Annotated in this window: 15 protein-coding genes; 12 read left to right on the top strand and 3 right to left on the bottom strand. The window is 54.3% G+C overall.

The window, feature by feature from the left end; genetic code table 11:
* Nucleotides 1-252 precede the first annotated feature (252 nt).
* Nucleotides 253-780, top strand: coding sequence for an REP-associated tyrosine transposase (locus ACQ66Q_RS18595; protein WP_430458145.1), 528 nt, complete (start codon nt 253-255; stop codon nt 778-780).
* A gap of 129 nt (nt 781-909) precedes the next feature.
* Here the strand turns inward: ACQ66Q_RS18595 and ACQ66Q_RS18590 are convergent, their stop codons facing one another.
* Nucleotides 910-2106 carry a XylR family transcriptional regulator gene (locus tag ACQ66Q_RS18590; RefSeq protein WP_377240457.1) on the bottom strand — a complete coding sequence of 399 codons (1197 nt, stop codon included), beginning with the start codon at nt 2104-2106 and terminating at the stop codon, nt 910-912.
* 181 nt (nt 2107-2287) lie between these two features.
* Between ACQ66Q_RS18590 and xylB the strand changes: the two genes are divergently transcribed.
* From xylB to ACQ66Q_RS18535, 11 genes are all read left to right on the top strand, one after another.
* A complete protein-coding gene (gene xylB, locus ACQ66Q_RS18585) occupies nt 2288-3778 on the top strand; it encodes a xylulokinase (protein ID WP_430458144.1) in 1491 nt (496 codons plus the stop codon).
* 157 nt (nt 3779-3935) lie between these two features.
* Entirely contained in the window at nt 3936-5255 is a 1320-nt protein-coding gene (gene xylA, locus ACQ66Q_RS18580) for a xylose isomerase (protein WP_430458143.1), read from the top strand.
* Nucleotides 5256-6239: 984 nt separating this feature from the next.
* The gene (locus ACQ66Q_RS18575; protein ID WP_430458142.1) at nt 6240-6848 is read left to right on the top strand and encodes a hypothetical protein; all 609 of its coding nucleotides are present in this window, start codon (nt 6240-6242) and stop codon (nt 6846-6848) included.
* 284 nt (nt 6849-7132) lie between these two features.
* A complete protein-coding gene (locus ACQ66Q_RS18570) occupies nt 7133-8572 on the top strand; it encodes a serine hydrolase domain-containing protein (RefSeq protein ID WP_430458141.1) in 1440 nt (479 codons plus the stop codon).
* A gap of 28 nt (nt 8573-8600) precedes the next feature.
* Nucleotides 8601-8978, top strand: a complete 378-nt coding sequence (locus tag ACQ66Q_RS18565; protein WP_430458140.1) for a DUF6249 domain-containing protein — start codon at nt 8601-8603, stop codon at nt 8976-8978.
* Nucleotides 8968-9537, top strand: coding sequence for an RNA polymerase sigma factor (locus tag ACQ66Q_RS18560; RefSeq protein ID WP_377240437.1), 570 nt, complete (start codon nt 8968-8970; stop codon nt 9535-9537). The genes ACQ66Q_RS18565 and ACQ66Q_RS18560 overlap by 11 nt, the downstream gene beginning before the upstream one ends.
* The gene (locus ACQ66Q_RS18555; protein WP_430458139.1) at nt 9534-9857 is read left to right on the top strand and encodes a hypothetical protein; all 324 of its coding nucleotides are present in this window, start codon (nt 9534-9536) and stop codon (nt 9855-9857) included. The genes ACQ66Q_RS18560 and ACQ66Q_RS18555 overlap by 4 nt, the downstream gene beginning before the upstream one ends.
* Before the next feature lie 538 nt (nt 9858-10395).
* Entirely contained in the window at nt 10396-11538 is a 1143-nt protein-coding gene (locus ACQ66Q_RS18550; RefSeq protein WP_430458138.1) for a glycoside hydrolase family 43 protein, read from the top strand.
* A 45-nt stretch (nt 11539-11583) separates the two neighbouring features.
* On the top strand, nt 11584-12564 hold the full coding sequence (locus tag ACQ66Q_RS18545; RefSeq protein WP_430458137.1) for an alpha/beta hydrolase: 981 nt from the start codon (nt 11584-11586) through the stop codon (nt 12562-12564).
* 159 nt (nt 12565-12723) lie between these two features.
* Nucleotides 12724-13407 carry an alkylmercury lyase family protein gene (locus ACQ66Q_RS18540; protein WP_430458136.1) on the top strand — a complete coding sequence of 228 codons (684 nt, stop codon included), beginning with the start codon at nt 12724-12726 and terminating at the stop codon, nt 13405-13407.
* Nucleotides 13408-13485: 78 nt separating this feature from the next.
* Nucleotides 13486-13884 (top strand): VOC family protein, encoded by a 399-nt coding sequence (locus tag ACQ66Q_RS18535; RefSeq protein WP_377240425.1) that lies wholly within the window; start codon nt 13486-13488, stop codon nt 13882-13884.
* A gap of 48 nt (nt 13885-13932) precedes the next feature.
* Here the strand turns inward: ACQ66Q_RS18535 and ACQ66Q_RS18530 are convergent, their stop codons facing one another.
* Both ACQ66Q_RS18530 and ACQ66Q_RS18525 read right to left on the bottom strand, forming a co-directional pair.
* A complete protein-coding gene (locus ACQ66Q_RS18530) occupies nt 13933-14955 on the bottom strand; it encodes an NADP-dependent oxidoreductase (RefSeq protein ID WP_430458135.1) in 1023 nt (340 codons plus the stop codon).
* Nucleotides 14956-15000: 45 nt separating this feature from the next.
* Nucleotides 15001-15816 carry an oxidoreductase gene (locus ACQ66Q_RS18525; RefSeq protein WP_430458134.1) on the bottom strand — a complete coding sequence of 272 codons (816 nt, stop codon included), beginning with the start codon at nt 15814-15816 and terminating at the stop codon, nt 15001-15003.
* Nucleotides 15817-15876 lie beyond the last annotated feature (60 nt).

Raw genomic sequence — 15876 nt, 5'->3', positions numbered from 1 at the left:
AGGAAAAAACCGCCAGGCGGCAATGCTTTGGCGGTTATGAAAACACATCAGCGCTGTGCGATTTTTGGCCGGATGCATCGCTAATCAAAATCGTACGGTGACGCGTTGCTTACCGTACCTACGATGTTCGAATGACCGTAGGTACGGCTAGCGCAGCGCGCTGGCCACCACGTGCCGTACGCAAGTGACCACCGAATAGGCCGTTCGGACAGCTACACTTTAATTTGGAACACACCTAACGGAGGCAATGGAATGCCAAACTATCGTCGGGCCCAAATTACAGGCGCCTGTTGGTTTTTTACCGTCAACCTGCAGCAACGCCACCAACACCTGCTGACGGAACAGATTGATTTGCTGAAATCTTGTATTCGCGATGTCCACCAACGACGGCCCTTTTTTATTGATGCATGGGTCGTGTTGCCGGAACACATGCATTGCATCTGGACTTTACCGGCAGGTGACTGCGACTTTGCCGGGCGTTGGCGTGACATTAAAAAAGCATTTTCGCGGGCAATTCCTGCCGGCGAATATCGCGCAGCCAGCCGGGAATTACGACGTGAACGCGGGATTTGGCAACGACACTACTGGGAGCATCTAATTCGTGACGCCAGTGATTACCAGTATCACTTTGATTATGTGCACCGCAATCCACTGAAACATGGTTGGGTACAACGGGTGCAGGACTGGCCGCATTCAACTTTTCATCGCTATGTTGCAGCAGGTGTGTACAGTGCAGATTGGTGTGGCGACAGTAAAGGTGTCATTCAAGGTGATGCCTGATCTACGTGCGCAGGAGAGAGCGTAGGACGGTTGAAAACGTACGGTGGCGCTTCGCTTACCGTACCTACGAAAAAATAAGTCGGTAGGTACGGCTAGCGCAGCGCCGCCGTACATAGCGAAGTCATCAGCCTAATCATTCACCGCCTGATCCACAAAGGCTTCACCGCGGGCCATGCGGTATTCCTTCGGCGTCTGACCAAAATGGCGTTTGAATACCGCGTACATATATTGCAGTGACGGGTAACCACAGAGGTTGGCGATTTCGGTTGGATTGACCTGGGTGTCGATCAGCATTTTGCAGGCACGGGTCAGTTTCTGATTGTGCAGCTCGGTGTGGATCGAATGGCCACGTTCGGCGCGAAACCGTTGCTCAAGATTGGACCGCGAGATCCCCACAAAATCGGTGACCTGCTCCACCTTCACACCACGGCTGGCATTGCGGCGGATGTAGTGCATCGCCTGAATGACATAAGGGTCGCGCAGTGCTTTAAAGTCGGTGGACTGCCGGGACGCTACGCCGACCGGCGACACCAGAATACGCTTGCGGCCGACATCGATATTATTGAGCTGAGTATGCAGCAATTTCGCCGCCTGATAACCCATTTCAAAACAACCCTGCGTGACCGAACTTAAGCTGATGCGGCTTAAATAACGGGCGATGTCATCATCGTCGATACCGATAATGGCGATATTGTCCGGCACTATAATGCCGACATGCTCACAAGCCTGCAGCAGATGGCGCGCCCGCGAATCGGTCACAGCGATAATACCGATAGGTTTCGGCAGGGACTGGATCCAGTCGGTCAGCCGGTTCATCGCATATTGCCAGGTTTCAGGCCGGGTGCAATGACCGCTATAAATCTGGCAGTCGTAGCCATCTTTGGCGGTCAGTTTTTTGATAGCGTTTTCGCGCTCGGCGGCCCAACGATGGTTTTCATCAGCCGGCACGCTGTAAAACGCGAAACGGTCCAGACCTTTGCGCTTTAAGTGCTCGTACGCGGCCTGTACCAACGCATAGTTGTCAGTGGCCACATAAGGTACCGGCGGATAATCCTGCGCATTGGCATACGAACCGCCGACCCCAACCACGGGTTTGCTGGCACCGGCTAAAGCGCGCTGGATCTCCATATCGTCGAAGTCGGCGATAATGCCGTCGCCGCCCCACTCCTGGATATGCTCCAGCCGGCATAAAAAGTCTTCTTCGAGGTACACATCCCAGTCGACTTTCGACGACTGCAGATAATGCCCAATACCTTCAATCACCTGTCGATCGTACACTTTGTTTGCGTTAAACAGCAGCGTAATACTGTGTTTTGCCTTGAACATAATTCCACCGTCTTTATCTTTTTTGTTTATCAGTAAAATCGTCTTATCCGCATCGATAATAGACTGACAAGGATCAAGACGGGAAGTCGAAAGCAGAATTCAACAGCAAATTATGAATTTTCATAATTGCCGCAAACCAGCCAAACCCCAAGCATGAGCCCATCTTTTCCAGGTAACAGAAGTGATTTGGCCCATGTATATAGGCATCGATTTAGGCACATCCGGCATCAAAGTGATTTTGCTGGATGCGCAAGACCATGTAATTGACCACGTGATAGACAGTGAGAGCGCGCCGCTGACCGTCAGCCGGCCACAGCCACTGTGGTCTGAACAGGACCCCGCGCATTGGTGGGCAGCCTTACAACAATGTTTGGACGCTTTAAGCGCCCGCCGCGACTTAAGCAGTGTCCAGGCCATTGGCCTGGCCGGTCAGATGCATGGCGCAACTTTACTGGATGCGCAGCATCAGATCCTGCGCCCGGCGATTTTATGGAACGATGGCCGAAGTGGCGCGCAGTGCCAACAACTGACAGAGCGCGTGCCAGAACTTTCTGATATCACCGGCAATCTGGCGATGCCGGGTTTTACCGCGCCAAAATTACTCTGGATACGTGAACATGAGCCGGACATTTTTGCCCGCGTCGCGATGGTGTTATTACCCAAAGATTACCTGCGGTTTTGTTTAAGCGGCGACTTCGCCTCAGACATGTCTGACTCGGCCGGCACTTTGTGGCTGGATATGGCCGCCCGTGACTGGAGCGATGAACTGCTGTGTGTCTGTGGCCTTAGCCGCAATCAAATGCCAAAACTGTATGAAGGCAATCAAATCACCGGTGTACTGAGCAGCGATCTAGCGGCACGCTGGGGCATGGCGCAAGTGCCGCTGGTGGCTGGTGGTGGTGATAATGCCGCTGGTGCGGTCGGCGCCGGTATTTTAGCGCCGGGTCAGGCGATGTTATCGCTTGGCACGTCCGGGGTTTATTTCGCGGTTAGTGATGGCTACAGCGCCAATCCGGATTCCGCCGTGCACGCCTTTTGCCATGCGCTGCCAAACAGCTGGCATCTGATGGCCGTCACCTTAAGCGCCGCCAGCTGCCTGCAATGGTACAGCGAACAACTGATGAAAGTCCCGGTGGCGGAGCTGTTAGCAGAGCTGGAGCAGACCCACGATTGGCCTGACGGCATTCCTTCAGCGGCACCGATTTTCCTGCCGTATTTATCCGGCGAACGCACCCCGCATAACAACCCCAATGCCCGTGGCGTCTGGTTTGGCCTGACGCACGACACCGACCGCGCCGCCATGACTTATTCGGTGCTAGAAGGCGTCAGTTTTGCCTTAGCGCAGGGCGCAGCAGCGCTACATAGCGCCAGCGGCATCCCGCATGAAATTAATCTGATTGGCGGTGGCGCGCGCAGCGCCTACTGGCGCCAGTTACTGGCCGACGTGCTGAATTTACCGCTGAATTTTCGCGAAGGTGGCGAAGTAGGCCCGGCACTCGGTGCGGCCCGACTGGCAGCGCTGGCGATGAATCCGGATGTCGCTGCGGCGACCTTGTGTCCACCGCCGCCGCTGGTCAGCGCGCACCAGCCGGACCCACAACGTCATCAGGCGCTGACAGCACGTTACAACAGCTTTAAAGCCTTGTACGACGCGCTGAAGCCACATTTTTAGGCCTATTGCCTGCGCGGCAGGCGCTTGGGGTCTCAGCGCCCCCCTTGTGATGAAAAGCACAAGATTGCTCTGAAAAAACATAATTGTGGGAATGCCAGCCAGCGCCCACCATGACAACAACAGCACCAACCGTATCGATGATATTCAGGAGAGCAGCGTGGCTCAGTATTTCGACAACTTAGACAAAATCGTTTTTGAAGGCGCCGACAGCACCAACCCACTGGCGTTTAAACATTACAACGCCAACGAAAAAATCCTTGGCAAAACCATGGCCGAGCATTTACGCATGGCCGCCTGTTACTGGCATAACTTCTGCTGGAATGGTCAGGACGTGTTTGGTCAGGGCACTTTTGGCCGGCCATGGCTGGAAGCCGGTGATGCGATGGAACGGGCCCGGCAAAAAGCCGATGTGGCTTTTGAATTCTTCAGCAAGCTGGGCATTCCTTATTACTGTTTCCATGACATTGACGTGGCGCCGGAAGGCAACAGCATCCGCGAGTACATCAATAACTTTGCGGCGATGACCGACGTACTGGAACAAAAACAGGCGGAAACCGGCGTCAAACTGCTGTGGGGCACCGCGAACCTGTTCAGTAACCCACGTTATGCTGCAGGTGCAGCGACCAACCCGGACCCGGAAGTGTTCAGTTACGGCGCCACTCAGGTGTTCCATGCAATGAATGCGACCCAGCGCTTAGGCGGCGAAAACTACGTGCTGTGGGGCGGCCGCGAAGGTTATGAAACACTGCTTAACACCGACCTGCGTCAGGAGCGCGAGCAACTCGGCCGCTTTATGCAGATGGTGGTTGAGCACAAACACAAAATCGGCTTTAAAGGCATGCTGCTGATTGAGCCAAAACCGCAGGAACCGACCAAACATCAATACGATTATGACTCGGCCACTGTGTACGGCTTCCTGAAGCAATACGGCCTCGAGAAAGAATTCCGCGTCAATATCGAAGCCAACCACGCCACCCTGGCCGGCCATTCGTTCCACCATGAAGTGGCCACCGCCATTTCGCTGGGCATCTTTGGCAGTATCGACGCCAACCGCGGCGACGCGCAAAACGGCTGGGATACTGACCAGTTCCCGAACAGCGTGGAAGAACTGAGCCTGGTGATGTACGAAATTCTCAAAGCAGGCGGCTTCTCGACTGGTGGCTTTAACTTCGACGCCAAGTTACGTCGTCAAAGCGTAGACCGTTACGACCTGTTCCACGGCCACATCGGCGGCATGGACCACTTAGCCTTAGCTCTGAAAAAGGCCGCGCTGCTGATTGAAAAAGACTTCCTCGGCCAGGCCGTTGCCAAACGCTACGCCGGCTGGAGCGCCCCGCTTGGTCAGGGCATTGTGCAAGGTCAACATTCGCTGCAATCGCTGGCAGAGCTGGTGGAACAGAAACAACTGAGCCCACAAGCCGTCAGTGGCCGGCAGGAATTGCTGGAAAACCAGGTCAACCTGGTGCTGTACCGCTAACCCCGTAGTCCCGGTGATCGAGGCCTCCCTGCCCCGATCACCAGTTAGTCCCAGTGTGTGTGATGTGTGTGTTTAACTGGTTTTAGCCCGGCGGTTTCGCCGGGCTTTTTTTATGCCGGGAAACCGGATTTAGCGCAGATGGGAGGCGCAGGTACCGGTCGTAGGTACCGGCAAGCAAAGCGTCGCCGTACACAATCAGGCAGTTTTCGAATCCAATGAATCCAAGGACACCCAAATTCAAAGGCGAATCCAAGGACAACGAATCCAAAGACACCCACATTTACGAATCCAAAGACGTGAATCCATGGACACCCACATTCAAAACGAACACCAGACTAAGACCGCAGCAAACGGGCGTCAGCGGCGTTCCAGGGTTTTGCAGAGCAAAACCCGTTCAGTCGGCAACAAGTCAGATTGCTGACTTGTTGAAATCCCGTCTTCACCCTTCCGCAGAGGGTCTGCTAACGTTGTCGTCCCACCGTTTTGCGAGTTCGTTTGTGGCGTCGCTATGTGCCAGTTGCAGACATTTGATGAACCGTAGGGGTAGGCCTTGCGCCTACCCGTAGTCCGCGAAATTCGGGTAGGCACAAGGCCTACCCCTACAACAGATCGGAGAGCTGCTATTCGCTCTAAACAAACATTTAAAGTCCCAACAAACTTGGTTCCCTGTGACATACCAAGCCAACGACAAGCTTTTGGGTCGTTGCAGAGCTGTACATGTTGGCGCGTCGACTAAATCGGGTGGGTGTCCTCGGAGTATCTTCTCGGAGTATCTGCGAACTTCACAATTCCAACTGAAAAATCACAGTGTATTGACACAAGGTTACAGTTGCCCTGAACAGTATTTCATAGGCTAAAAACTCCTTTCACTGCCCGGGAGATATCGCGATGAAGTTGCCGTGTTGGTTGCTTTTACCCTTTTGCTCAACCTTGTTTCTGACTGGTTGTGATCACGAAATAAAATCTGGGGATCATACCGATGTGATGAGTTTTGATTTCCGCCATGGTAGCCAAAACTGGACAGCAGGTTTTAGTGATTATCTGTTAAAACACGCTCCGCTCTACGAATTGGAAAGTGGCCTGCGCGACTTACCAGCAGGCTTTCAGGGGACCGGATTTATGCTCAGTGGCCACAACCGCAGTGCTGACCTCTTTATGTTCTTAAAACGCAAAATCAGCGGGCTCTCGCCGTCCAGTCGATACAGGGTCGAACTGAAAGTCACCTTCCTCAGTCCGGCAAGTAAAGACTGTGTCGGCGTAGGTATTGGTGGGTCGCCCGGTGAGTCAGTCTGGTTAAAGTTTGGTTATGCCGACAAAGAGCCACAACAGGATGGGTTTACTCTCAACGTGCCAAAAGGTGATCAGTCGCAGGACGGGACTCAGGCTAAAGTACAAGGCAATATTGCGACAGATGCCGGTAAATGTGACAACACTGTCTACCGGGCCAAGACATTAAAAAACACCGAAAAAGCCCTTGATTTGACCACCGATGCACAGGGTTCAATTTGGTTATTTGTCGGCACTGATTCTGGTTTCGAAGGTAAAACCACACTGTACTACCAGCAGATCGAAGTGAAGTTTACTCCAAGGTAAATTCGGACTGCACTGGCGCAGGTCAGGCAACTCTTAGTGGATACGTATTTCTCACCCAGCGCTGCTAGCTGGGTGTGCCCTTTCGGGGGTTCTGCTCGCCGTAAGGCAGTGTACTGCTCATCAACCTCAGCGAATGCCAGATCCGGCGGGATCTGGTCGCGCGGCGCAGCCAACTCACTCAGGCCGCCGGCGCCCTGGAAAAAATTTCAGGGCGTTGAATCTAAAACCACATCCCTTTGCATCAGAGTCTTTGCAACCAGTATTGGACTGGACGGAGATAGAACATGCATTTTTTCAACAAGAAAATTTCCCGGCTGACTTTGCTTTGTGCGGCCTTCGCTACTGCGACGGCTTGGGCTGAAATCAGCTGGCCACAGACGCCGGCGGCACAACTGGCGAAACAGCGGCTGGAGGCTTTTAACACCGGCGATGCAGCCAACTTACAAGCGTTCAAAACAGCACATGAACCCGATATGCAACTGGAGCGTGAACTGGCTTTCCGGCAGATGACGGGCGGCTTTGAGGCGTTGCGTGTAACGCAGGACAATGCCGGACAAGTCACGGTGATTATTCGCGAACAAGATGGCGACCGGGTCGGCAGCATGACGCTGCAGCTGGATGACAAAGACTCAACGCGGGTCAAATCGGTCAGCCTAAAGCCGATGGCAATTGTGCCCGCGGATTTGATGCCTACAAGGTTGTCCGAGCACGCTGCGCAACAGCGGCTGCAAAGCAAAGCGCAGAAACTGCTGGCAGAGGAACAATTCGCCGGCAACCTTTTGGTCGCTCGTGGCGGCGACATCCGTCTGCAGCAGCATTTTGGTGACGCCCGTCGCGACCCGGCACATAAAAATACCGCCAATACGCAATTCCGGCTCGGCTCTATGTACAAAATGTTCACGGCGATTGCCGTGCTGCAATTAGTGGAGCGCGGTCAGTTGCGCCTTGATGCGCCGTTGGTCACTTATTTGCCTGATTATCCTAACAAAACACTTGCCCAACAAACCACGGTGCGGCACTTGCTGACCCATACCGGCGGCACGGGCGACATTTTTACTGATGAATATCAGCAACAGCGACTGAAAACCCGTGAGCACGCTGATTATGTCCGGTTGTTTGGACACCGCGCGTCAGAGTTTACCCCCGGCAGTCGTGAGGCGTATTCCAACTACGGTTATGTGCTGCTTGGTGCTGTGATTGAACGGCGTACTGGTCAGTCTTACCACACCTATGTCCACGACCATGTCTTCAAACCGGCCGGCATGCACGCCACTGGTGCTGAACCGGAAGAACAGGTACGCACACAGCTATCGGTCGGCTATATGCACACAGAAAAAGGCTTGGTGGACAATCGCGATACCTTGCCGTGGCGCGGTACTGCCGCAGGTGGTGGCTATTCAACCACCGGCGATCTGCAACTTTTTGCACAGGCCTTGCTCAGCGGGAAATTGATATCAGCAAAAACACTGACAGACGCAACCCGCAGTCAGACGCCCAGTGGTTTGTATGGCTTTGGTTTCCAACTGGGTGGTGAAGGCACCGCCCGTCACTTCGGCCATGTCGGCGGTGCAGAGGGCATGAACGGCGCTTTACGCATTTATCCGGCGACAGCAGATGTGGTGATTGCCCTTTCCAATATGGACCCGCCCGCTGCAGAATCGCTGGTTGAATACTATGGTAACCGGATGCCGCTGGTGACGACTGTTACCACACAATCCAAATAGCCCCGCATAAAACAGTAGGTGTTTGCAGATGACCATCGAAATGATGATACCGCTTTTAGTACTGGCAACGCCTGTTGCCCTGGTCGCCCTTGCCCTGCGCTTTGTTCGCCAGCAAACCGAGGCGCGTTATCGCACCTTGCTGCAACTGGCCGACAAAGGCGTCGACTTACCCTTAACGGTTTTGGCCGAGCAGCACCAACCCCATGCTGATCGGCGGCGCGGGCTGGTTCTATTATGTGGTGGCATCGGTCTGATGCTGAGCTTACTGGTGTTGCCAGTGCAGAGTGATGAAGGGCAGCAGCTTGCAGATCTGTGGGGCCTCGGCCTGCTGCCAGTCATGCTGGGCCTTGGTTATCTCAGTAATTGGTGGCTCGATCAGCGTGCAGGCGACATGCGTGGTACCTGAAGTTGAGTCGCGCCTGGATCTTGCGCTGGTTAAACGTGTCCTGCTGCATGAAGACCGACAGGCGTTTAATCAGCTGGTCCGCAGGCATCAGAGCAACGTGCGCGCCCAATTGCGACGCCTGTGCCGGGATGATCACGCCTGGGCAGATGATTTAGCGCAGGAAACCTTCCTGCTGGCATGGCGCAAATTGTCGCAATTTCGCAGCGAAGCGCGGTTTTCGACCTGGTTGTATCGCATCGCACACAATTGCTTCCTGCAGGCGTATCGGCAGCAACCCATACACGAAATGCAGGAAGAAACTCTGCTTGATCAAGCCGCAGGACCCCGGCAGCGAGCGGGTTTGCAGCGTGATTTGCAAAAGGCGCTGCAAGCGCTGCCTGAAGGCGAGCGGGTGGTGATGCTTTATCACACGCAGATGGGACTGAGTCATGAGGAAACTGCCGACATCACCGGGTTGCCCCTTGGCACGGTTAAAACGCACGCAACACGCGGCAGTGCGCGTTTGCGTCAATGGTTGAAAGACTACCAAAGCAACGAGAATACAGGAGTGACGACATGAGTTTAAGCAAGGAAGATCAAGACGATGACCTGTTACACCAGCTGCTTCGCGACAGTGCAGCAGATGCAGTCCCAGATGACGGTTTTGTCGATACCGTCATGTCGCGCTTACCAGCCCCGCGCCGGCGCTCTAACCGCGCAGTGTGGTTGGGGCTGGCCTCAGGTGTTGGATTCGCGGCCTGGCAATTACAGGATAATCCCATGCTTAGTCATGTCGCCCGCGACTGGTCGGGAGGACAGTTCAGCATGGCAAGTGCATTAGTGTTGGTGCTGGTCGTCATAACAGCTTGCTGCACCAGCACCGGAGTACTAACGAAGTAATCTGTAGTGTTCGTTTTATTCAGACCACGGCATTGGATATCCATCAGCCGCTTTTGCCAGAAGCGGACATTTTTAATCGTCATGTACGGCGGCGCTATCGCTTGCGCGTACCTACTCGCTAATTAAGATCGTAGGTACCGGCAAGCGAAGCCCGCTGGGCGTCACACGCCGTACATTACCCCATATTCGATGACTACAACTCGCTCATAGCAGGCTTCTCCAAACCCCAACAAAGCCAGCACCGGCAACCACGGAGTGAGCGGTTAAGAGTGAGCGCGGGAGGCGCGAACGGGCGAACGGGCGAACCGGCGAACGCAGTGGTGGCGCTGTTGGCTTTGCCACGAATGGCGGGCTGTTCACACAACACAGCCATCAGTTCACAACCCGAATCAGCCCCGCCCACAAAGTCCAACCTAACTCTTAACGCCCAAATAAAACAAACCGTTTACCCAGTTTCATAACAGCCTTGCCGTTCCGTTTTGGCTGAATTTTCAACACACTAACTAACACTATTTGTTATCAGCCAGGGCTCATGGTGATGTTGATTTTGTCCTCTTTTCGCGCGGTAAAATCTCGGTTCGCATCGGCGTTATTGCTGGGCGCTATGCTGCTTCATCCCGCTACCAGCGCTACAAAAAACGAAATCTCAGCACCACCGACAACGACGCCAAGCCAGTTCGACAACCCAATCATTAAATCCGACAGCAAAGACCCAACATCCCCAAACGGCCCGCTGATTTACACCGCCGATCCGGCGGCGCTGGTGCATGACGGTACTGTGTACCTCTACACCACCCACGACGAACAGACCGCACAAGGCAAAGATTACCGCATGTATGACTACCGGCTTTGGACCAGTACCGACCTTATCAAGTGGCAAAATCATGGCGCCGTGTTTCGCTCCGCTGATTTTGGCTGGGCGCGTGGCGACCAAAAAACCGGCAATGCTTACGCCCATCATGTGATTGCGCGCAAAGATGCGGCCGGTAAAACCAAATTCTATTTTTATGCTGCGGTTGAAGGCGGCCAGACCGGCGGCGCCTTTAGCTTTTCGATTGGTGTGGCCGTGGGCGACAGCCCTTTAGGGCCTTTTACCGACCCACGCGGCATGCCGATGATTTTGCTCGAAGATACCGCCAAAGATAAACAACACAGCTGGCGCAATATTGACCCGGCGGTGTTTGTTGATGACGACGGCCGCGCTTATTTGTATTGGGGCAATCAGCAGTTATGGTGGGCAGAACTTGAACCTGATTTGGTCCATCTGAAAGGCGAAAAATACCAGCTGGATGCAAAAGGTCGGATGCAGAACCGCGATAGCAGTCAGGTCAACATCAACAAGGTGACGACTTTACCGAACTTCGAAGAAGGCCCGCATCTGTCCAAACATAATGGGATCTATTACCTCGTGTATGCGGCCGGCTTTCCGGAAAGTCTGGCTTATGCCACCAGCGACTCTGCCAGCGGCCCTTGGCAGTACCGCGGTGTCATCATGGACCCGCTGCCGGGCACGACGACCATCCATCCGGCCCTGTTTGATTTTAACGGCCAGACCTATCTGGCTTACCACAATGCCGACTTACCCGGCGGCGGCAATTACCGCCGGTCCGTCGCGCTGGACCAGGTGTTTTTTAATCCGGATGGCAGCATCCAGCCAATCATCCGCACACACAAACCCTAGTCGCAGCCATCGTGATGCACAGCAACCAACCAGGAGAAGGATAAAATGCACAACCTGAATAACAGACACAGGCTCTGCTCTGCCCGCCCCCGCTTGTACTGGCAGCAGAAAATACGCCAGTCGTTCTTACTCGCACTTTGCCTGTGTACTTTTAAGGCCGCCGCGCAAGCCAATGACCAGATGACGCCGATCGCCAAGCCGGAGCAGATCCAGGCGATTGAACTTGGCACGCCCACCCTGCCCGGCGCAAAGGCGCAAGAATCCTGGCACTCGCAATATGGCAGCCGCTTTGTGCGCAATGTTACAGTAGCAACCCTGACGCCAGTGTTGCCGGCGCCCGGCAAAGCCAGTGGTGCTGCGGTGATAGTGGCCCCCGGTGGCGGCTTTCGTACGCTGTCGATGGACAACGAAGGCTGGGATGTCGCCAACGCGCTGGCAAAACAAGGCATCACCGCTTTTGTGCTGAAATATCGCCTGAACCAGACCCCGGCAGACATGGCCGGTTTCCAGCAGGCGATGCATGAGATGTTTTCCGGCACTGCACGCCGTCCACCACGGCCTAATCCGGCAACAATGGCTACGCAGCTGGCGCCACAGTTAGAAGATGTCCGCGCCGCTTTTGCGCTGGTGCGTAGCCGCGCCGGCGAATGGCAAGTCGACCCGGACCGCATCGGTATGATTGGTTTCTCGGCTGGCGCTATGCTGACGATGGCAACCACGCTGGTCGGCAAAGATGCCAAACCCGCTTTTATTGCCAATATCTATGGCCCGCTCGATGCCGTGACCGTGCCGGCGGATGCGCCACCGTTGTTTGTCGCCCTGGCCGCCGACGATCCGTTTTTTGCTAATGGCAAATTTGGCCTGATTGAAAGCTGGCATCAGGCGAAAAAGCCGGTTGAGTTTCATTTTTACGAACAAGGCGGTCACGGCTTTGGCATGTACCCCAAAACCACCACCAGCACCGGCTGGTTTCCCGCATTCACCAACTGGTTAACGATGCACGGCATGCTGACGCCCAAAGGCTGAATATTTGGCTGAGCGCTGACTGCTTGGTCAGGATTGTGGCAATGGCGGATACAGCACATCCGCCATTGCCACTTATGTCAGCACCAACAGCATTACCCCGGTATTTTTTCGGCGTAAATACCGCTACAGTCTGTATCAACTCAGCCTGCGGAGATTGCGATGCTGCTTAATCACTCGACGTTACACTGCCATATTATGCAAAGTTTTGTTGATACCGGCACAGCGCCAACCATTGACGAAATGGCAACAGCCTTTGCGGTCAGCACCACTGAGCTGACGGCGGCGCTGGAAGATCTGCAGGATTACCACGGCGTGGTATTGCAGCCAAAAAGTAAAGAAGTCTGGGTGATGCACCCATTCTCAGCCGCCCCGACCAACTTTTTTATCAAAGCCGATCACTGTTGCTGGTGGGGCAATTGTGCCTGGTGTTCGATGGGCGCCGCCGCATTGTTAAAGTGTGACCTGACCATCACCACCACGGCCGGCGCTGAGGCTAAACAGTTGATAGTCAAAGTCAAAGATGGACAGCTAGAACAAAACAGTCTGTTGGTACACTTCCCCATTCCGATGCAACACGCCTGGGACAATGTCACTTATACCTGTAGCAATATGCTGCTGTTTGAATCGGAGCAAGACATTCTCAACTGGTGCCAACGCCACCGGATGCCGGTGGGCGATATCCAGCCACTACAAAAAATCTGGCAGTTTTCGCAAGTCTGGTATGGCAACCATATGCGGCAAGACTGGCATAAATGGACTATCGACGAAGCCAGAGCAATGTTTCAGCAATTTGGTTTGCAAGGGCCGATTTGGGATTTGCCGGTGCAACAAGGCCGGTTTTAGCGCGCTGCGAAAAATCGTAATGGCAGCCAGCTGCCTTTCGGCACTAAATTAAAGCACCCACTTATTTTTGGAGCCCATATGCAAATCTCTACTTACCTGTTATTTGATGGCCAATGTGCAGCGGCTTTTGCCTTTTATCAGCAAGTGTTTGGCGGCGAATTGCAGCTGACCACAGTTGGTGATTCACCGATGCAGCAGGCTTTTCCACCAGCGCTGCATGCACGCGTGGTGCATGCCCGGCTCACTTCCCCTCTGATTGATATTGCCGCGTCAGACTGGCTGCATCCGACAGAGCAACCACAGCCTGGCAATCTGATGTGTCTGTATGTCAGTGGCGGCAGCGCGGAAGAAACCACCAGACTGTTTCAGCAGCTCAGTGCTGGGGCGACCGTCACAGACCCACTGACGCAACACCCCTTTGGTTTATATGGTGCATTAAACGATGCGTTTGGCGTGCGCTGGATGTTTCATGCCTGAGGGATTGAGTAGCGCTCGGCGCAATTTCACTCATAGCGCTAACATGGCTTAGCCCAACATGCTAATCACAACTTTGCCTTTGGCACGGCCTTGGGCCAGATAGGTCAAAGCGGTTTTTGCTTCCGCAAATGGAAATACCTTGTCGATCACCGGCTTAATCTTTTCAACTTCCAGCAGTTGGCCGATCGCGGCGAGCTGCCGGCCATCAGGGCGCACAAAATGAAAATCGTAGCCGATGTTGCGTTGCCGGGCGCGGCGCAAAATGCCCAGACTCATCAGACCGAACACCCAGCGCAGCACAACATTTAACCCTTTTGCCCTGGCAAAACCGGCATCAAGCGGGCCGACAATAGATACAATCTTGCCACCAGGTCGCAGAATACCAATCGATTTTTCGACATTGTCGCCCTTCACTGTGGCAAGCACAGCATCGTAATCGCGCAGTATCTGTGCAAAGTCGTGCTGTTTATAATCAATAATTTCATCAGCGCCAAGGCTGCGGACCCAGTCAATATTGCCGCTACTGGTGGTCGTAGCAACTTTGGCCCCCAGCACTTTGGCCAGCTGGATCGCAAAAGAACCAATGCCACCCGACCCCGCTGGAATAAATACTTTTTGTTCTGGCTGAAGCTGCAGCCGTTCAGTCAGGACTTGCCACGACGTCAACCCCACCATAGGCATCGCGGCGGCCTGGACAAAATCCAGGTTAGCCGGTTTCAGCGCTGCGGCATGTTCCGGCACGACAGCGTATTCGGCGATGGCGCCTGTGCCCAAATCAAAAATGCTGGCATAGACCGCATCACCTGGCTTAAAGCGACTGACCTGACTGCCCACCGCAGTTACCACACCGGCCAGATCACTGCCAAGTGTGGCCGGCAGCTTAAAATGCAGCACAGGTTTAAACGTGCCGCTGGGGATGAGGTTATCGATTGGATTGAGCCCGGCCGCATACACTTTCACCATTAATTCATCCGGTTGCAGGCTGGGTCGCCGAATTTTGCTAAATCCAATCTCTGGTGATTTGCCATAACGTTGGAAGGTCAGGGCGTTCATTGTGGTGCTGTTATGCATAAATAATCCCGTTCTGGTGTCGCCTGGTGGCAATGCGCTGGCTATTTAATTGTCTAGTTGCAGATTTTTACGCAGCCCTGCATCCAGTAACCGGGCTGGAGCGAAGCGCCGCAAAAATTGCAATCTGGCTGCGGCTTTACCGGCGGTGTAATGCCGCTTCGGCCGTGCCGCCAAAAGCGCTTGTAACACTACATCGGCGACTACTGCGGGTTCGTCACCACCCTGCATCGCCGCGCTGACGACGTGTGCCAGATGCGCGCGGATCGGATTGTATTCTTCCAGCTTAGCGTCGGGTTCCAGGTTATTTGCCTCAAACTGAGTCCTGGTAAATGCCGGTGCAATCACCGAAGTTCTGATGCCATAACCACGCAACTCATGGTCCAGCGCTTCGGTATACCCTGCCACTGCATGTTTGCTGGCGGCATACAGTGCGACATACGGCATCGGCACCACACCAAGAATCGAGCCGATGTTAATGATGCGGCCACTGCGCTGCGCCCGCATTTGCGGCACTACGGCTCTCGTCATGCGTACCAGGCCAAGAAAATTGGTGTCGAAGATAGCTTTTGCCTGCTCGATAGAACTCTCTTCCGCAGAAGCAGGCGCCACGCCAAAGCCGGCGTTATTGACCAGCACATCAATCCGACCTTCAATTGCCAGCAGTTGATTCACCGCCATTTCAACCGATTCATCGTCGGTCACATCCAACGCCAACATCGGAAAGGCCGTCGCGCCTGCCTGACCGCCTCGCCTGCTGGTGCCATACACCCGGTAGCCAACTGCGGCAAGTTTGTGGGCGATAGCTTCGCCGATGCCCGACGACGCGCCGGTCACCAGTACCACAGGTTTTGTTATATTCATCTGAGTGCTTCCTGAAAGTTCTTGCATTAGTCGTAACAAGTGCGTCTAAACCGCAGTTGC

The organism is Rheinheimera sp. (genome assembly GCF_965283995.1).
In the GTDB taxonomy this organism is placed as follows: Bacteria; Pseudomonadota; Gammaproteobacteria; order Enterobacterales; family Alteromonadaceae; genus Pararheinheimera.
This window is presented reverse-complemented; position numbering and strand designations above follow the sequence as displayed.

Bases quoted from the DNA above. Each gene is read 5' to 3' on its own strand.
- ACQ66Q_RS18570 (WP_430458141.1), top strand. From the start codon at position 7,133: ATGCATTTTTTCAACAAGAAAATTTCCCGGCTGACTTTGCTTTGTGCG.
- ACQ66Q_RS18555 (WP_430458139.1), top strand. From the start codon at position 9,534: ATGAGTTTAAGCAAGGAAGATCAAGACGATGACCTGTTACACCAGCTG.
- ACQ66Q_RS18525 (WP_430458134.1), bottom strand. From the start codon at position 15,816: ATGAATATAACAAAACCTGTGGTACTGGTGACCGGCGCGTCGTCGGGC.
- ACQ66Q_RS18590 (WP_377240457.1), bottom strand. From the start codon at position 2,106: ATGTTCAAGGCAAAACACAGTATTACGCTGCTGTTTAACGCAAACAAA.
- ACQ66Q_RS18535 (WP_377240425.1), top strand. From the start codon at position 13,486: ATGCAAATCTCTACTTACCTGTTATTTGATGGCCAATGTGCAGCGGCT.
- ACQ66Q_RS18545 (WP_430458137.1), top strand. From the start codon at position 11,584: ATGCACAACCTGAATAACAGACACAGGCTCTGCTCTGCCCGCCCCCGC.
- ACQ66Q_RS18575 (WP_430458142.1), top strand. From the start codon at position 6,240: ATGAGTTTTGATTTCCGCCATGGTAGCCAAAACTGGACAGCAGGTTTT.
- ACQ66Q_RS18530 (WP_430458135.1), bottom strand. From the start codon at position 14,955: ATGCATAACAGCACCACAATGAACGCCCTGACCTTCCAACGTTATGGC.
- ACQ66Q_RS18595 (WP_430458145.1), top strand. From the start codon at position 253: ATGCCAAACTATCGTCGGGCCCAAATTACAGGCGCCTGTTGGTTTTTT.
- ACQ66Q_RS18565 (WP_430458140.1), top strand. From the start codon at position 8,601: ATGACCATCGAAATGATGATACCGCTTTTAGTACTGGCAACGCCTGTT.
- ACQ66Q_RS18550 (WP_430458138.1), top strand. From the start codon at position 10,396: ATGTTGATTTTGTCCTCTTTTCGCGCGGTAAAATCTCGGTTCGCATCG.
- ACQ66Q_RS18540 (WP_430458136.1), top strand. From the start codon at position 12,724: ATGCTGCTTAATCACTCGACGTTACACTGCCATATTATGCAAAGTTTT.